We start from the raw sequence: 17,058 nt of genomic DNA, 5'->3' as shown, positions 1-17,058 counted from the left end.
AATAATGATACTGTTATTTTTAAAGGAGGAATCAAATTGCAGAAAATTGGAGTTTTTGTTTGTTGGTGTGGAAGTAATATAGCAGCTACCGTAGACATTGATAAAGTCATAGAAGAAGCACAAAAAATGCCTGGAGTTGTATATGCTAAAGACTATCAATATATGTGTTCCGAAGTAGGTCAGAATTTGATCAAAAATGCGATAAAAGATCAAAAATTAGATAGAGTTGTGGTAGCATCATGTTCACCTAGAATGCATGAGGCAACATTTAGAAAAGCGGCTAAGGCAGCAGGTCTAAATCCATATTTATTAGAAGTTGCTAATATTCGAGAACATTGTTCTTGGATTCATAAGGAGAAAGAGATTGGAACGCCTAAAGCAATAGCTCTTGTTAGGGCTGCAGTTGCTAAAGCTACATTAAATAGTGGACTTACACCAGGTCAAATAGATGTAACGAAAAGGGCACTTGTTATTGGTGGAGGAATAGCAGGAATTCAAACTGCTCTTGATATTGCTGAGGCTGGTTATCAAGTTGATATAATTGAGAAGTCACCAAGTATTGGTGGTAAGATGTCTCAGCTTGATAAAACATTCCCAACACTCGATTGTTCTGCCTGTATTTTGACACCCAAAATGGTAGATGCCGCATCTCATGAAAATATAACATTATATACATACAGTGAGCTTGAGGCAGTTAAGGGATACGTTGGAAACTTTGAAGCAACCATTAACCAAAAGGCGCGAAGTGTAAATATGGATAAGTGTACTGGTTGTGGTGTCTGTACTGAAAAATGTCCTTCGAAAAAAGCTAAAAGTGAGTTTAATGAAGGATTAAGAAACAGAGGGGCCATTTATATGCCTTTCGCTCAGGCGGTTCCAAACGTACCGGTTATAGATAGAGACCATTGTATCAAGTTTAAAACAGGGAAATGTGGGATTTGCGAAAAAGTATGTACAGCGGGTGCCATTGATTTTTCACAGGTTGATACTAAAATAACAAAACAATATGGTGCTATAGTGGTATCCACAGGTTATGATCTTATAAGTTTAGATAAATTTGGAGAATACCAGTATGGTCAGCATCCGGATGTAATAACATCTCTTGAATTTGAGAGATTAACAAATGCTGCAGGTCCAACAGCAGGTCATCTATTATGTCCATCTGATCAAAGAGTGCCTAAAAAAGTAGTGTTTATACAATGTGTTGGATCAAGGGACAAGACCTTAAGGGGTAAACCTTATTGTTCAAAAATTTGTTGTATGTACACAGCAAAACATGCAATGTTACTTAAGGATCATTATCCTGATATGGAAGCCTATGTTTTCTATATTGATGTTCGTACACCAGGAAAAAACTTTGAAGAGTTCCAGAGAAGAGCTGTTGAAGAATATGGTGTTCATTATATAAAAGGAATGGTTGGTAAAGTTTTTCCAAATGGAGAGAATCTTCAAGTTAATGCTATTGATGCTTCGACTGGAGAGACAGTTCAAATTGATGCAGATATAGTAGTGCTCGCTGCGGCAACTAAGGCCAAAGATGATGCAACTACAATTAAAAGAATATTAGGCATAAGCACAGATACAAATAATTTCTTTACAGAGGCTCATCCAAAACTTCGTCCTGTTGAAACTCATTCTGCAGGAATATTTCTAGCAGGAGCATGCCAGGGACCAAAGGATATACCAGAGACAGTAGCACAAGCAAGTGCTGCAGCAGCAAAGGTAATTGGTGTATTAAGTAAGGATAAATTGGTTAATAATCCTTGCGTTTCAGAAGTAGATGAATCGATTTGTAGTGGATGTCTTGCATGTACTAAAATATGTCCATATGATGCAATCTCATCAAAAACAATTGAAGTTAAAGAGAATGGAAATATAATTAATAAAATAGTTGCAAGTGTAAATGAAGCACTTTGTCAAGGATGTGGCGGATGTACTGTAGCTTGTCGTCCGGGTGCCATTGATCTTAAAGGATTTACTAATAAACAGATTTTAGCGGAGGTGGATGCAATATGTCGATAGAAGCCGAAAAAATCGAGGGGATAGATAAAAGTGAATTTGAACCCTTAATTGTAGCCTTTTGTTGCAACTGGTGTAGTTATGCAGGAGCCGATTTAGCGGGGACAAGCAGATTAGCTTATCCTGCCAATGTTAAAATTATTAGGGTTCCATGCTCATGTAGAGTAAGTGAAAACTTTATACTTCGTGCATTCCAACATGGCGCTGACGGTGTAGTAATTGCCGGTTGCCATCCAGGAGATTGTCATTATACAAGCGGAAATTATCATACAAGACGTCGTTTTTCAATTTTGACAAATTTGCTTGTATTTATGGGGATAGAAAAAGAACGTTTTAGAGTGGATTGGATTTCAGCAGCAGAGGGACAAAAATTTTCAAGCGTTATGAATGACGTATTAGAGAAAGTTCATAAACTTGGCCCTAATAGAAAGTTGAGGGATGAAAGATGGATAAGATAACACAAAAAATAAGAGAGACCGCAAAATTAGCCCTAGAAAATGGGGAAGTAGAAAAAATTATAGGCTGGGAAAAGGGAGATACATTTGATGATTCTTATCCCGTATTTATTACAGATGTTGATAAAGTAGATTCTTTAATATGGGACAACTTCTGCGTTAATAATCTAAGTAAATACTTGCTTAAGGAATTAAAAGATAATAAAAAAGTAGGTATATTTTTAAAAGGATGCGATTCCCTTGGATTTAACCAACTTATAAATGATAACAGAGTAGATCGAAGCAAGGTTGTTGTTTATGGAATAGGTTGTCCCGGTATGATTGATCCAGAAAAAGTAAGAAAAGAAGGATTAGATAAAGGCCTTTTAAGTGTTAAAAGATCTGGGGATGAAATCATATTTGTAAAAAATGATGGTGAAAAGAAGGCTACCTCAAAGGAATTTGAATATGATAAGTGCATTAGATGTAGACGACCTAACCCTGTAGTGTATGATCAGATGATGTCTGATACGGTAACTAGAGAAGTAGATCCACTAGAACGATTTAAAGAAGTGGAAAAACTTGAAGCTCTAACTGATGAAGAAAGATCTGATTTTTGGGCTGCTCAATTTTCAAAATGCATAAGATGTAATGCTTGTCGTAATATATGTCCTGCATGTAGTTGTGTAAAATGTATTTTTGACAACGATAAGGCAGAGGTATCAGGTAAAGCAAATGTAGAAAGTGAAGAGCAGTTTTATCATATTATTAGGGCTTATCACGTTGGCGGTCGTTGCGTGGACTGTGGAGAATGTAGCAGAGTATGTCCAGCAAATATACCACTTTACTTATTAAATAGTAAAATAATGAAAGATATAAATGAACTTTATGGTGAATATGATGCGGGAGTAGATCCAACTAAACAAGCCCCAATCGGAATGTTTAAACTGGATGATAGTGATTCATTTACATCACACGGAGGTGGGAAAAAATGATGAAGAAAATATTAAAGAATAAGTTTTCGGATCTTTTTAGTAAAATTGATGAATCTTATGAACTGTTTTTACCTATTGAAGTGGATGGGAAAGTTAACTTTGATATGTGGAAACAAGGAGATACGGTGAATGTAGAAAAGCTGAAAACCAATATTTCGCCAAAAAGTTTTATTTTCCCACAAAGTGAAACTTACTTAAAGTTTAAAAGAGACGGAAAGAAACTTGAACTAGATAATGTAGGAGGAAAAAAAGAGGAGTATGTATTATTTGGAGTCAGGCATTGTGATGCAAGGAGCTTTAAGCTACTTGACAATGTATTTCTTAGTGATCCTGTAGATGCTTTATATGAGGAAAGGCGAGAAAAAGGAACTATCGTTTCAATGGCCTGTTTTAATCCTGCGGAAACTTGCTTTTGTAGTTCATTTGGGATTGAGCCACAAACAGCTTCGAAGGAAGTTGATGTTAACACATGGGATATTGGGGATAGCATACTTTGGGATCCACAAACTCAAAAAGGTGAAAACTTAACAAAGCAATTAAAGGATATTTTAGAAGATGTTACTGAGCAGGATGAAAGTGAATTAAATGCATTACAAGAGGCTACAAATGATAAATTAAAAGAGCTTCCTTTAGCAAACCTAGACCCTAAAAAAATAACGGGAGAGCTTAATGAGTTATTTGAATCTGAAATTTGGGGAGAACTTAGTCAGCGGTGCTTAGGATGTGGTTCATGTACTTATGTATGTCCTACTTGTCATTGTTATGATGTTTCTGACTTTAAAGGGGATACATCTGGAGAAAGATTCCGTTGTTGGGATTCATGTATGTTCTCAGATTTTACTCTTATGGCACATGGAAATATAAGAAAAACTCAAAAGGAAAGATTTAGGCAGCGTTTCATGCATAAGCTTGTTTATTATCCCAATAATAATGAGGGTGCATATGCTTGCGTTGGATGTGGAAGGTGCGTTGAAAAATGTCCAGTTCACTTGGATATTGTTAAAGTAATTAAAAAGTTGGGTGGTGAATAAAATGAGCTGTACTTGTAATGAACATGAACATGTGAACCCTTTAATGCCAGAAATAGCTGAGATAATTGATGTTAGAAAAGATACACATGATGTAACTACTTTTAGAGTTACAAAACCTGGTGGTGGAAAGCCATTTGAACATATGCCAGGTCAATGTGCAATGATTTCGGTTCCTCCACTTGGAGAAGCTATTTTCTCAATCACTTCTTCTCCAACGCAAAAAGATTATATGGAGTTTAGTGTAAAAAGATGTGGTGTGGTTACAGAATATTTACATGGTTTAGAGGTAGGCAGTGAAATTGGAATAAGAGGACCCTATGGAAATAATTTTCCTGTTAATGATGAACTAAAAGGAAAAGACCTTCTTTTCATAGGTGGTGGAATAGGGTTAGCACCTATTCGTTCTGTTATAAACTATGTAATGGATAATAGAGAAAATTATGGAAAGGTAGATATTCTATATGGATCAAGATCACCTGAAGATCTTGTCTTTCAAAAGGACATCTTTGAAAACTGGCCATCAATGATTAATACAGAGGTTCATTTAACTGTTGATAGAGAAGCTAAGGGATGGGAAGGACATGTAGGATTTGTTCCATCTTATGTTAAAGAAATTGGATTTGACACAAATAAAGTAGCCTTGTTATGTGGGCCACCTATCATGATTAAATATACTCTTCAAACACTTATGGAAATAGGATTTAAGAAGGATCAAGTATACACAACTTTAGAATTGAAAATGAAATGCGGCGTAGGAAAATGTGGACGTTGTAATATTGGAGATAAATATGTGTGTAAAGATGGTCCAGTATTTAGATGCGATGAAATAGATGAACTTCCTGATGAATATTAATAATAAATCGGTTAAAACAATCCCATTAAAGATTTGGGATAAAGGAGGCATATAAAATGTCCAACAAAGAAATGGTGGAAATATATATATTAAATAAAAAATATTCTGTACCATCAAGCCTTACAATTATGGATTCGATGGAGTATGCAGGGTACAAATTAGTAAGAGGATGTGGATGTAGGGGTGGCTTTTGCGGTGCATGTTCCACAATATATAGAATTAAGGGCAAAAATGAATTAAAGGTATGTTTAGCATGTCAAACTAAGGTTGAAGATGGTATGTATCTTACTCAATTGCCATTTTTTCCTGGAGACAAAAGAACTTATGATATGAACGAACTAGAGCCAACAGCTGATACAATGATGAAGCTTTATCCTGAAATATATAGCTGTATTGGTTGTAATTCATGTACTAAAGGGTGCCCACAAGGGCTTAATGTTATGCAGTATATTGCCAGTGCTCAAAGAGGAGATATTGAGAAATGTGCTCATGAATCTTTTGACTGTGTTATGTGCGGAATCTGTGCTTCTAGATGCCCTGCAGGTATAACTCATTATCAAGTAGCAATGCTTGCTCGAAGACTTACAGGCAAATATATTGCTCCTGAAACAGAAGATTTGACAAAAAGGGTAAAAGAGATTCAAGAAGGCACGTATGATGATTCAATGAAAGAATTAATGATTAAAAGTATAGATGAATTAAAGGAATTATATAACACAAGAGATATTACAAAGTAAAGAGCACCAATAAATCTCATAAAATATAGGTTTACCAGGGAGGTATTTTAATGTATACAGCAGAAATGAGGGTGCTAATAAAGAAGGTAGAGGCCACACGTGAGCAAAGACTAGGAGTTCAGTTTCCGAGGATGACTGCTAAGGAAAAGGAAGATATATTAAAGGAAAATTATCCGGATTATAAGGAAGAAGAGTTCAAAAATCTAAGTGTTGGACCGAGCAAAGGATCTAAGGTTCCATTACAACTTGCAGAACTTATTGAAGCTAAAAGCAGACTTCAAAATTTAGATATGGATTTAACTAAAGTAGATTATGATGTAGATGTTTTGATAATAGGCGGAGGAGGAGCTGGAGCATCAGCAGCTCTAGAAGCCCACAAAACAGGAGCAAATGTATTGATTGCAACAAAATTACGTTTCGGTGATGCCAATACGATGATGGCTGAAGGTGGAATACAGGCTGCAGATAAGCCAGATGATTCTCCTGCAAAACATTACATGGATGTAATGGGAGGCGGACATTTTACCAATAAAAAAGAGCTTGTTAATGCTCTTGTAATGGATGCTCCAGGAGCAATAAAATGGTTGAATGAACTTGGTGTAATGTTTGATAAAGAAAAAGATGGTACAATGGTCACTACTCACGGAGGTGGAACTTCAAGGAAAAGAATGCATGCTGCTGCCGACTATTCAGGAGCTGAAATCATGCGTGTCCTTAGGGATGAAGTTATTAACAAAGGTATCGAAGTGGTAGAGTTCTCACCTGCTGTGGAGATAATCCTAGACAAGGATGGCAAAGCTGCTGGAGCTGTATTATTTAATATAGAAACAGAGGAATATCTAATAGCAAGAGCTAAAACTGTTATTATAACCACAGGAGGTGCCGGACGACTTCATTATCAAGGTTTTCCTACAACAAATCATTACGGTGCTACAGCAGATGGGTTAGTACTTGGATATAGAGCCGGAGCTGAACTCATTTTCGCAGATGCTGTGCAGTATCACCCTACAGGAGTAGCGTATCCTCCACAAATTTTTGGAGCACTTGTTACGGAGAAGGTTCGTAGTTTAGGGGCGACACCTCTAAATATTGATGGTGAGCAATTTACTTACCATCTTGAAACCAGAGATGTGGAAACATCTGCACTAATTAGAGAATGCCATATAAGAAATAAAGGTATTGATACAGCTGCAGGGGAAAAAGGCATATGGCTAGATACTCCTTTAATAGAATTAATTAATGGTGAAGGAACAATTGAAAAGAGACTTCCAGCAATGCTAAGAATGTATCAAAAATTTGGTATTGATATGAGAATAGATCCAATTCTCGTATATCCAACACTTCATTATCAAAATGGAGGACTTTTAATTGATGAAAATGGTCAAACCAAGGTAGAAAACCTTTATGTGGCAGGAGAAGCTTCAGGGGGAATCCACGGTAGTAATAGGTTAATGGGTAATTCATTATTAGATATTATTGTTTTTGGACGTAGAGCAGGGTCACATGCGGGCGAAAATTGTAAAAATGTTAATGTGAAAAAACTTAGTCTTGATCATGTTAAAAAATACCATAAGAGTCTTTGCGAAAATGGTATAATTACAGACAAAATCTCTCCTATGTTGTTACCACATTATACTCATGGAAGAGAAAATAATAAATAATAAAACTAAATGTAATATAGTTTGAAAGGCGATGATATAAAAAAAAATAGATTATTGCTTTGAAAATTAAAAAAATGGAAGGAGTTGTTGGTTCATGCGTAAAGTTGATGTAAAAGAAATTGAAAATGCTTTAAAAGACATGAGTATTAAGACTAATTTTTATGTGGGAGAAGACGTATTATGCGCCTTTCACAAAGCCGAAAAGGAAGAAACATCTCCAGTAGGAAGAGATATAATAAGTAATTTGCTTAAAAATGCTGAAATTGCGAAAAATGACCAAGTACCAATTTGTCAGGATACAGGTATGGCCGTAGTATTTGTAGAATTAGGTCAAGAAGTTGAGTTAATAGGTGGAAATATTACAGATGCTATTAATGAAGGAGTACGACGTGGATATAAAGAAGGATATTTAAGAAAATCCGTTGTAGAAGATCCTTTAAAACGAAAAAACACAGGAGATAATACTCCTGCTGTAATCTATTATGATATTGTGCCAGGTGATAAAGTCAAAGTAACATTAGCTCCAAAAGGTTTTGGTAGTGAAAATATGAGTAAATTAAAAATGCTTAAACCATCAGATGGGTTAGCTGGTGTACTTGATTTTGTTGTAGAAGCCGTTTCACTTGCAGGTCCAAATCCATGTCCACCTATTGTTGTAGGTGTTGGAATTGGAGGCACATCTGATAAAGCAATGTATCTTGCTAAGAAAGCTTTAACAAGAGATATTGGTAGTCATAATAAAACTGAGCATTTAAAAGAAATTGAGTTAACTTTACTAGAAAAAATTAATGCACTAGGAATAGGACCTCAAGGACTAGGTGGAAATACTACAGCCCTTGCCGTTAATGTGGAAGCTTTTGCAACACATATTGCTGGATTACCAGTGGCAGTAAATATTAATTGTCATGTGGCAAGACATGCAATAACAATAATATAGGGAGGGGTAAAAATGGAAATCAAACATATAACTACTCCATTAACACAAGAGAAGTTAAAGGATTTAAAATCAGGAGATAGTGTTTTAATATCAGGAACTATGTATACAGGAAGGGATGCAGCTCATCAGAGGTTAGTAGATGCAATCAACAATGGCGAAAAATTACCTTTTAATCCAAAAGATGCCATTATATATTATGTAGGACCTGCTCCAACTAAACCTGGAAATGTAATAGGATCTGCTGGTCCAACTACTAGTTATAGAATGGATGATTTGACTGTTCCACTTCTTGAACTAGGCCTTACTGGAATGATTGGAAAAGGGCTTAGAAGCAAAACTGTAGTAGATTCAATGAAGAAAAATGGCGCTATTTATTTTGCTGCAATAGGAGGAGCTGGAGCTCTCATTTCTAAATCAATAAAAGAATGCGAAATTATTGCTTTTGAAGATTTAGGTCCAGAAGCCGTTAGAAAACTTACGGTAGTAGATTTCCCGGCTGTTGTTGTAATAGACAGTGAAGGTAATAATCTTTATGAGACAGAAAGAAAAAAATATCAAAAATAGAATAGCAAGATAACATGAAATTTAAATAGGGGGGTGTTTTAATTAAGTACAAGCCCCCTAAAAAAAACAAATTATAGTTTCTAAAGTATTTATAAACAAATAAAGTAAGGGGGCTTTAATTATGACAAAAAGTTCTAGTAAATCACTATATTCTAATAGGTATACTAAATTTATTATAGCAGTTATGATAGGCGTTATCATATGGTTTATACCATCACCTATGGGAGTTAAAACACAGGCCTGGCACATGCTTGCAATTTTCATTGCAACAATAGTAGGATGCATTTTAAAACCGTTTCCTATAGGCGCCTTGTCTATAATAGGATTAACCGTATCAATTCTAACAGGAACTGTAACTACAAAAGTTGCAATTGAAGGTTTTGGTAATAGCAGTATATGGCTTATAGTTATGGCATTTTTTATTTCGAGAGGTTTCATAAAAACAGGTCTCGGAACAAGAATCGCTTATCTATTTGTAAGATCCTTTGGTAAAAAGACCCTTGGGCTTTGTTATTCAATTATTTTCTGTGACCTTGTAATAGCACCGGCTACCCCAAGTAATACAGCAAGAGCTGGCGGAATAATTTATCCTATCATAAAATCTCTTTCGGAAGCCTTTGGTTCGAAACCTGAGGATGGAACTGAAAGAAAAATAGGATCTTTTCTTATATTCTGTGAATTTCATGGTGATATTATAACTTCTGCAATGTTTATGACAGCTATGGCAGCTAATCCATTAGCTCAGACTTTAGCTGCAACTTTTGGAGTCAACATTACTTGGCTTGGGTGGTTTATAGCAGCGATTGTTCCAGGTGTTATTTCTCTTATAGTAATACCTCTTATAATTTACAAATTATATGCACCAGAAATTAAAAGTACTCCCGATGCACCGAAATTTGCAAATGAAGCACTAACTAAAATGGGCTCACTTAAAAGAAGTGAAAAATTCATGGCTTTAATATTTGTTGTAGTACTTCTTTTATGGGTAACAGGAACAGTAACCGGTATAGATGCAACGCTTACAGCATTTATTGGACTTTCCCTTCTTTTAATTACTGAAGTTCTAACTTGGGATGATGTAAAGAGTGAAAAGGGAGCTTGGGATACACTCATGTGGTTCTCAGTGCTTGTTATGATGGCAACTCAGCTTAACAAACTTGGATTAATTCCATGGCTTAGTAAATCAATTGGACAAAATGTACAAGGATTTAGTTGGCCAATTATTTTAATTGTTTTACTTTTAGCTTATTTCTACAGTCATTATATTTTTGCAAGTTCAACAGCACATGTAAGCGCTATGTACTCAGCATTTCTTGGAGTTGCAATAGCGGGAGGAGTTCCACCTATGCTTGCAGCTATAAGTTTAGGAGTATTTGGAAATTTATTTGCTTCAACTACACATTATAGCAGTGGTCCCGCACCTATCCTTTTTGGATCAGGGTATGTAAGTCAGAATAAATGGTGGAGTTTAAACTTCATTATTGGATTAGCGTACTTTGTTATATGGATTGGTGGAGGTTTTGTATGGTGGAAAATTATTGGATTATATTAAATATAATTCAATAAGAATTAAAGCTATTTAATGACTCATATTCCGCGCAATGATTTTCATATTTACTATATTTAAATAAACTAAGGTTTTATGTGTTCAGCGGAATATGAGTAATGATATTGTTAACTAACTTATGAAAAGATAAGAATTAGTAATATTAAAATTTAAGTGGGGGTGAGTTTAGATGGAATTTGAATTTGGTTTTGGAAAGAAAACAATAAAATTTAACATAGAAAAAGAAAATTTTATTGGAGAAATTTTACCTAATAAAATAGAAGTAGATTTAATGAATGAAGAAGAAGTTAATAGAGCAATGGATAATCCAATTGGATCAGAAAGATTAAAAGAGATTGTTAAGAAAGGTAAAAAAATTGTTATTATAACTAGCGATATTACAAGGCCAATGCCAAGTAAGATGGTAATTCCAGTAGTAATTAAGGAACTAGAAGAGGCTGGGGTATGTTATAGTGATATAACAATTGTTTTAGCAATTGGGAGTCATAGACCACATACAGAGGATGAGAAAAAATACTTATTAGGTGAATCAATATATAACAAAATTAGATGTATAGACAGTAACCCAATGGATTTTAAGCATTTAGGATTCACAAAACGAGGAACACCAATAGATATTTTTACTGAGGTAGCAGATGCGGATATAAGAATTTGTCTTGGAAATATAGAATATCATTATTTTGCTGGATACAGTGGTGGTGCAAAGGCAATTATGCCTGGAGTTTCTACTAGAGCTGCAATTCAAGCAAATCACAGTAGAATGGTTGAAGAAGAAGCTAAAACTGGGAACATAGATACTAATCCAGTTCGATTAGATTTAGAAGAAGCAATAGAAACTATATCAATAGATTTTATTGTAAATGTAGTTTTAGATAAAAAGAAACAAATTATTAAGGCTGTGGCTGGGCATTTTATAAAAGCACATAGAGAAGGATGTAGATTTTTAGATTTAGCTAATAAAATAGAAATTAAAAATAAAGCAGATATTGTGATTACAACACCAGGTGGATATCCAAAAGACATTAATATGTACCAATCTCAAAAAGCTCTAGATAATGCAAAAAATGCGGTTAAAAAGGGTGGAATTATAATTTTGGTGGCATCTTGTTTAGAAGGACTTGGTGAAAAAGTATTTGAAAAATGGATGATTAATGCAAGTTCTCCACAGAGTTTGATTGTTGACATACAAAAGAATTTTGAACTTGGAGGGCATAAAGCTGCAGCAATTGCAATGGTACTACAAAATTCAAAGATATTTTTAGTATCTGAAATGGAAGAAGACTTTGTACGCAAAATATTTATGGTACCTTTTAGTAATGTTCAGGATGCTATAAACAAGGCTTATCAAGAACAAGGCACCGATGCTAAAGTATTGACAATGCCTTATGGAGGATCTACATTACCAATACTTCGGTAATATACGATTTCTGAGTTTTTTAATTTAAAATGTAAACCTTTTACTTTATAAAATACCTTCTTATATAAAGTGGATTTGGTAATTAATTTATTATGATAAAACATTTATAGATATTATAGGTGTTTTTATTGTATTTGAAGCATATATTATTATTTAATTATATTAGCGCAATAAACTTTCACAACTATATAGAAACTTTTGCAGTATAAACTAATAGTATATAAATAAAAGTATAGAAATAAATCAAATATATTAAACATGTTTGTAAAAAGGTGATAAATAAACATGTCTTAGCATAATTATATTGTAAAAGTAGCAAGAGATAGGGGGAAATGCCTAATGAAAGTTCTATTGTGCGTTAGACAAGATTATTATAGAAATTTTGCAGTAGATTCTATGAAAGTGATTAAAACAGCTGAGTATTTGCGTAAATTAGGGGTAACTGTAGATATAAATGATGGTGGAATATATGATTATTCTAGTTATGATATAGTACATTTATTTAACATTGACACCGCAGGGGAAACATATAGATATTACAAGATTGCACAGTTTTATAAAAAAAGCTTAGTGATTTCTCCTATGCACTGGGATATGAAAAAATATCACATGATAAACAATGAGATTGAAAGTATGAAGTTATATGAAAAGTGTAGCATTTATAAAGAGGAGATTTTAAAAAGGAGTAAGGCTATTATTTGTAATAGTGAATTAGAAAAGGAACTTATTAAGAGTGAATTTCACGTTAGTGTATATAAGGAAGTTATATACAATGGTGTAGAAGTAGAAAATGAGGACATACCTTTATATAATTTTAAAGAGAGATATAATTTAAATAATTATGTTTTATGTGTTGGGAGAATAAGCCAAAGCAAAAATCAACTTGCTTTATGTAGAATATGTGCAGAGCTTGGAAAACAATTAGTCTTAATAGGAAATGTAAATGACAATGAGTATCTTAAACAATGTACTAATTTTAAGAATGTAGTCTATTTAGGATTTATGGATAATTATAATGTATACAATGCATATAGATTTGCAAAGGTGCACGTAAATCCAAGCTTTGTAGGAATGCCTGGCTTATCATCTCTTGAGGCAGCGGCAAGTGGGTGCAATATTGTTTCAACTAAAGAGGGTTGTGCAAAAGAATATTTTAAAGAAATGGCTTTATATTGTGACCCCTATGATAATAATAGTATATTAAGTGCAGTAAAGAGTGGATTTGAAAAACGAAAGGATAATAAGCTGAAAAATTATGTTAATCAAAATTATAACTATGAGAAACTAACAAATGATTTATATAAAATTTATTTAGAAATTCTTAATTAAAATGTTTCTATTGTTATGCTATAACGAGAATTGTATATTGCTCCAATGCACTCATTTCGCTTAGGAATTCTAAAATTTATTTTATCTGCATATACTAAAACACGCAAACTCGCTTACGCTCAAACATGCGTGTTTCTTAACGTATCTGCAGATAAAATAAATTAAGAATTACTAGAGCTTATTCAATGCATTTTACGCAACATACAATTTTGTTAGCATAATATACGAAAAAATTATCAAAGACTAAAAATGTTTAGCTAGTATTTTTAGTTTCCAATGAAAGGTTGTTATCTAGAGAACTAAACAATTAGTAATTGTTTAGGGAGTATAGTAGAATATTCAAGTATTGGGTACAAAATCATCTATAAATCGACTGGCTCATGTCTGTCATTGTTTTCTCAGATGCATTTTTTCTAAAAAGCATTACCGTGATGATTGCAACCAGTATCGATACTATGACCGTAATTACACCCGTTTCTCCCACATAATAAGACTTGTTAATGCTGTTAGTTAACGTCCCAAAGATAGCCTGATCGAAATAGTTATGACTTGCATGAAGTAAAATAGCAGGCCAGACACTCTTGGACTTTAATCTCAAAACTGACATAATTACTGTTATGGCAATTACTTCAATCACAAACATAGGCAATTTAAACCATAGCGGCGTTCCTGGCAGGTATAATCCCGCAATTATAATCGGCATATGCCATACCGCCCAAATCAGTCCGCTGACAATAACCGCTACCTTAACGTTCCAGATTTTTGTCAATTGTGGCAGAAGGAAGCCTCGCCAACCGATTTCTTCTCCAGTAGCAGTTATAATTGATGTTAAAATCCCTATAACAAGAGTAATAACTGTAACCAGCGAACGATGACTTAATTTATTTGTATATGATGAAGAAACCGAAGAGAGCATGTTTAAATCACCTGTAAATGATTCTTTGTTTATCAACCAATAGATACCATAGGACAAACCCAAATAGAGCATGGGTACAACAATTGCAGTTAAGATGAAAGATAACTTGCATTTATTCAATCCAAGTAAATTTTCTTTTTTATAATATTTTCTACACACAATAAATGTAGCAAATGCTGGACACCACATCAATAATACAGATATTCCTGATCGGGTAGCCGCCTCTCCGCCCATAATCCAAATAACATAGATGATACTACTCAACATAAACGTAATAATTAAAAATGCAATAACTGACTTTCTTTCTTTCATAGATTCTCATCCTCTATTTTTACAATTATGACATTGTTTAATTGTACAGGACTTAAATATATATTGCAAATATTTGGTATTGTTACTTATAAATTAGATTTGTGATTTTACTTCAAAAATGAGTATTTTTATAATGCATTCCTCACATAAAGTATAAATTTAGCTCTGTCTAAGGGGTTTACACCAATTCTTTCCCTTGTGGCTCCTATATCTAAGGAGCAGGGTTCGTAGCCTGAAAAACCAGTTGTGATTATTGCTTTTCCAGAAGCGATTTTACTAAGGTCTCCTGGATATTCAAGGGAAGTTGATACAGGCATTTTACCTTCTATTGTAAAGGTACCGTTATGTATAAATGGAGTTTCAAAGCTGCCACGCATTTTTATAATATCGTTTAAAACTCTTCCACCTACATTCTCAGGTACTGTAATTCTAAAATTAATTATGGGTTCAAGTAGGGTAGTACCTATCTCGCGTAGGCCTCTCATGATCCCCATGGCAGAGGATGCGGCAAAGTCACCTGAACGTGAATGCATAACATGGTCTTCACCATTGGTGAAGGTTATTTTTAAATCCGTAACTGGCCATCCATATATGCCTTGACTTAAAATTTTATCGAGACTATCTTCTATTTCTCTTTGATATTTTATTTTTACCTTTTCAGTTCGAACCTTTGATTCATAAATAAGTCCACTTCCTTTTGGCAGTGGCTCAATTAAGAATTCAACTATAGCCCAGCAGGGTTTAGGCATAGTGTAACGCGATTCACCATAGCCACTTGTTATAGGAGTTTCTCTGTAGATAACAGAAGGCGGACCAAAAGTAACCTCCACATTAAATCTTTCCATTAAAATATCTTCAATATATTCAATTTGAATTTTACCCATAATTCTAAGATGAATTTCTTTTTTTTCTTTTACCCATTCCATGTTAAGAAGAGGATCTTCTTCTTGAAGTATTGTTAAAGCTTCAACCAAAGTTACATAGTCTTCCTGAACTTTCGAATAAATTCTTAAGGTGAGAAGAGGAGTTGTGATAGTTTTAAGATTCGGAATATGAGTTTTGCTTCCAAGGACATCATAGGTACTACAATTTAAGCCACTCACCATTACCAAATCACTGCTACTTGCGGATGATACATCAATTGATTTTTGATTAATCACTTTTTTAATCATAGTAATCTTTTCTCTTTTGTTTGTAGTTACATTTAGAATATCATCTCTAGTAGATATTGATCCACTAAATATCTTTATATGAGCTATTTTACCTAAAGTTTTGTTATGGGATATTTTATATACAAGGGCTGAAAGTCCTAGATCATCTAAATTCTCAGGTCCTGGGAGATAATCTATTATGCTGTTAAGTAAGTCTTTAATTCCTTCACCTCTTAGGGCTATGCCATATAGCACAGGGTAAACTTGGCCACGATTTGCTTGCAATGTTATCTCATTTTTTAACATTCCTAGGGTTAAAGTCTCGCCAAAGAATTGATTTAAAATTTCCTCATTATTATTACCTAGTATATCTATTATATCTTCAAGTAATTGTTTAAAGGATTCATCTTTTATTTCTAATATGTTTTTTGCGGAATCTACATTGTCAAATATGTTCTTAACAATAAATTCGTTGTTTTCTTCATAAACTAATTGTAGTGGTATAAGTTTATTAGTTAGAAGCTTTTTAATATCCTTAATAGTTTTATATGGAGATGCCCCTATACGGTCAAGTTTGTTTATAAAAAATATTGAAGGTGTATTTAATTCTTTTAAAGCATTAAAATATACCTCTGTTTGAGGTTGTACTCCTTCGACAGATGACAATACAACTATAGCTCCATCAAGAACACCTATACTTCTTTCTACTTCAGAACTAAAATCAATATGCCCGGGAGTATCTATAACATGTACATTAGTTCCTTTGTAAGTGAAATCTGTTTCAGCAGCCTTAACTGAAATACCTCTTTGCTTTTCCATAGCTAAAGAATCTGTATGGGTTGTACCCTTATCTACGCTACCTAGAATCCTGCTAGAACCACTTTGGTAAAGTAGTTGCTCGGTTAAAGTTGTTTTACCAGCATCTACATGAGCTACTATTCCAATATTTCTAATATTATTTTTTATCGTCATATTCATATCTCCATTAGCAATTTTTTGTACTAAGCTTTCTCAAATAATAAATAAGAAGTAAGTTAGTCTATTTTTAATTATATTCCATTATTTTTGTTGTGTCCATTATCATAAAACATGAAAATAGACGGTTATATTAATGTAAAATTTTTTAATGACTTAA

Annotated in this window: 14 protein-coding genes; 12 read left to right on the top strand and 2 right to left on the bottom strand. The window is 33.8% G+C overall.

Annotated elements, in window-relative coordinates:
• The first annotated feature begins 36 nt into the window (after nt 1-36).
• The 12 genes from KPL54_RS18730 (at nt 37) to KPL54_RS18675 (ending at nt 13,544) form a co-directional block, all read left to right on the top strand.
• A complete protein-coding gene (locus KPL54_RS18730) occupies nt 37-2,022 on the top strand; it encodes a CoB--CoM heterodisulfide reductase iron-sulfur subunit A family protein (RefSeq protein ID WP_216108009.1) in 1,986 nt (661 codons plus the stop codon).
• Complete coding sequence (locus KPL54_RS18725) at nt 2,013-2,477, top strand: hydrogenase iron-sulfur subunit (protein ID WP_071613085.1); 465 nt, start codon at nt 2,013-2,015, stop codon at nt 2,475-2,477. The genes KPL54_RS18730 and KPL54_RS18725 overlap by 10 nt, the downstream gene beginning before the upstream one ends.
• Nucleotides 2,465-3,448 (top strand): 4Fe-4S dicluster domain-containing protein, encoded by a 984-nt coding sequence (locus tag KPL54_RS18720; protein WP_216108008.1) that lies wholly within the window; start codon nt 2,465-2,467, stop codon nt 3,446-3,448. Before KPL54_RS18725 ends, KPL54_RS18720 begins: the two co-directional genes overlap by 13 nt.
• Nucleotides 3,445-4,479 (top strand): 4Fe-4S dicluster domain-containing protein, encoded by a 1,035-nt coding sequence (locus tag KPL54_RS18715; RefSeq protein WP_253203577.1) that lies wholly within the window; start codon nt 3,445-3,447, stop codon nt 4,477-4,479. Before KPL54_RS18720 ends, KPL54_RS18715 begins: the two co-directional genes overlap by 4 nt.
• A 1-nt stretch (nt 4,480) precedes the next feature.
• Entirely contained in the window at nt 4,481-5,332 is an 852-nt protein-coding gene (locus tag KPL54_RS18710; protein WP_216108007.1) for an FAD/NAD(P)-binding protein, read from the top strand.
• Nucleotides 5,333-5,388: 56 nt separating this feature from the next.
• On the top strand, nt 5,389-6,069 hold the full coding sequence (locus KPL54_RS18705; RefSeq protein ID WP_216108006.1) for a 4Fe-4S dicluster domain-containing protein: 681 nt from the start codon (nt 5,389-5,391) through the stop codon (nt 6,067-6,069).
• A gap of 50 nt (nt 6,070-6,119) precedes the next feature.
• Nucleotides 6,120-7,730 (top strand): FAD-dependent oxidoreductase, encoded by a 1,611-nt coding sequence (locus KPL54_RS18700; RefSeq protein WP_216108005.1) that lies wholly within the window; start codon nt 6,120-6,122, stop codon nt 7,728-7,730.
• 94 nt (nt 7,731-7,824) lie between these two features.
• Nucleotides 7,825-8,667 carry a fumarate hydratase gene (locus KPL54_RS18695; RefSeq protein WP_216108004.1) on the top strand — a complete coding sequence of 281 codons (843 nt, stop codon included), beginning with the start codon at nt 7,825-7,827 and terminating at the stop codon, nt 8,665-8,667.
• A gap of 12 nt (nt 8,668-8,679) precedes the next feature.
• On the top strand, nt 8,680-9,231 hold the full coding sequence (locus KPL54_RS18690; protein ID WP_216108003.1) for a Fe-S-containing hydro-lyase: 552 nt from the start codon (nt 8,680-8,682) through the stop codon (nt 9,229-9,231).
• Between the two features lie 121 nt (nt 9,232-9,352).
• Nucleotides 9,353-10,783, top strand: coding sequence for an anion permease (locus KPL54_RS18685; protein ID WP_216108002.1), 1,431 nt, complete (start codon nt 9,353-9,355; stop codon nt 10,781-10,783).
• Nucleotides 10,784-10,967: 184 nt separating this feature from the next.
• Entirely contained in the window at nt 10,968-12,215 is a 1,248-nt protein-coding gene (gene larA, locus KPL54_RS18680) for a nickel-dependent lactate racemase (RefSeq protein WP_216108001.1), read from the top strand.
• 339 nt (nt 12,216-12,554) lie between these two features.
• Entirely contained in the window at nt 12,555-13,544 is a 990-nt protein-coding gene (locus KPL54_RS18675; RefSeq protein ID WP_216108000.1) for a glycosyltransferase family 4 protein, read from the top strand.
• Between the two features lie 358 nt (nt 13,545-13,902).
• Here the strand turns inward: KPL54_RS18675 and KPL54_RS18670 are convergent, their stop codons facing one another.
• On the bottom strand, nt 13,903-14,772 hold the full coding sequence (locus KPL54_RS18670; RefSeq protein ID WP_216107999.1) for a CPBP family intramembrane glutamic endopeptidase: 870 nt from the start codon (nt 14,770-14,772) through the stop codon (nt 13,903-13,905).
• Nucleotides 14,773-14,900: 128 nt separating this feature from the next.
• The gene (locus tag KPL54_RS18665; protein WP_216107998.1) at nt 14,901-16,895 is read right to left on the bottom strand and encodes an elongation factor G; all 1,995 of its coding nucleotides are present in this window, start codon (nt 16,893-16,895) and stop codon (nt 14,901-14,903) included.
• Between the last annotated feature and the right edge of the window lie 163 nt (nt 16,896-17,058).

It is taken from the genome of Clostridium estertheticum, from assembly GCF_018861295.1.
GTDB lineage: Bacteria > Bacillota > Clostridia > Clostridiales > Clostridiaceae > Clostridium_AD > Clostridium_AD estertheticum_D.
Note: the sequence above shows the minus strand (reverse complement) of the source record. Positions and strands in the feature narration are given on the sequence as shown.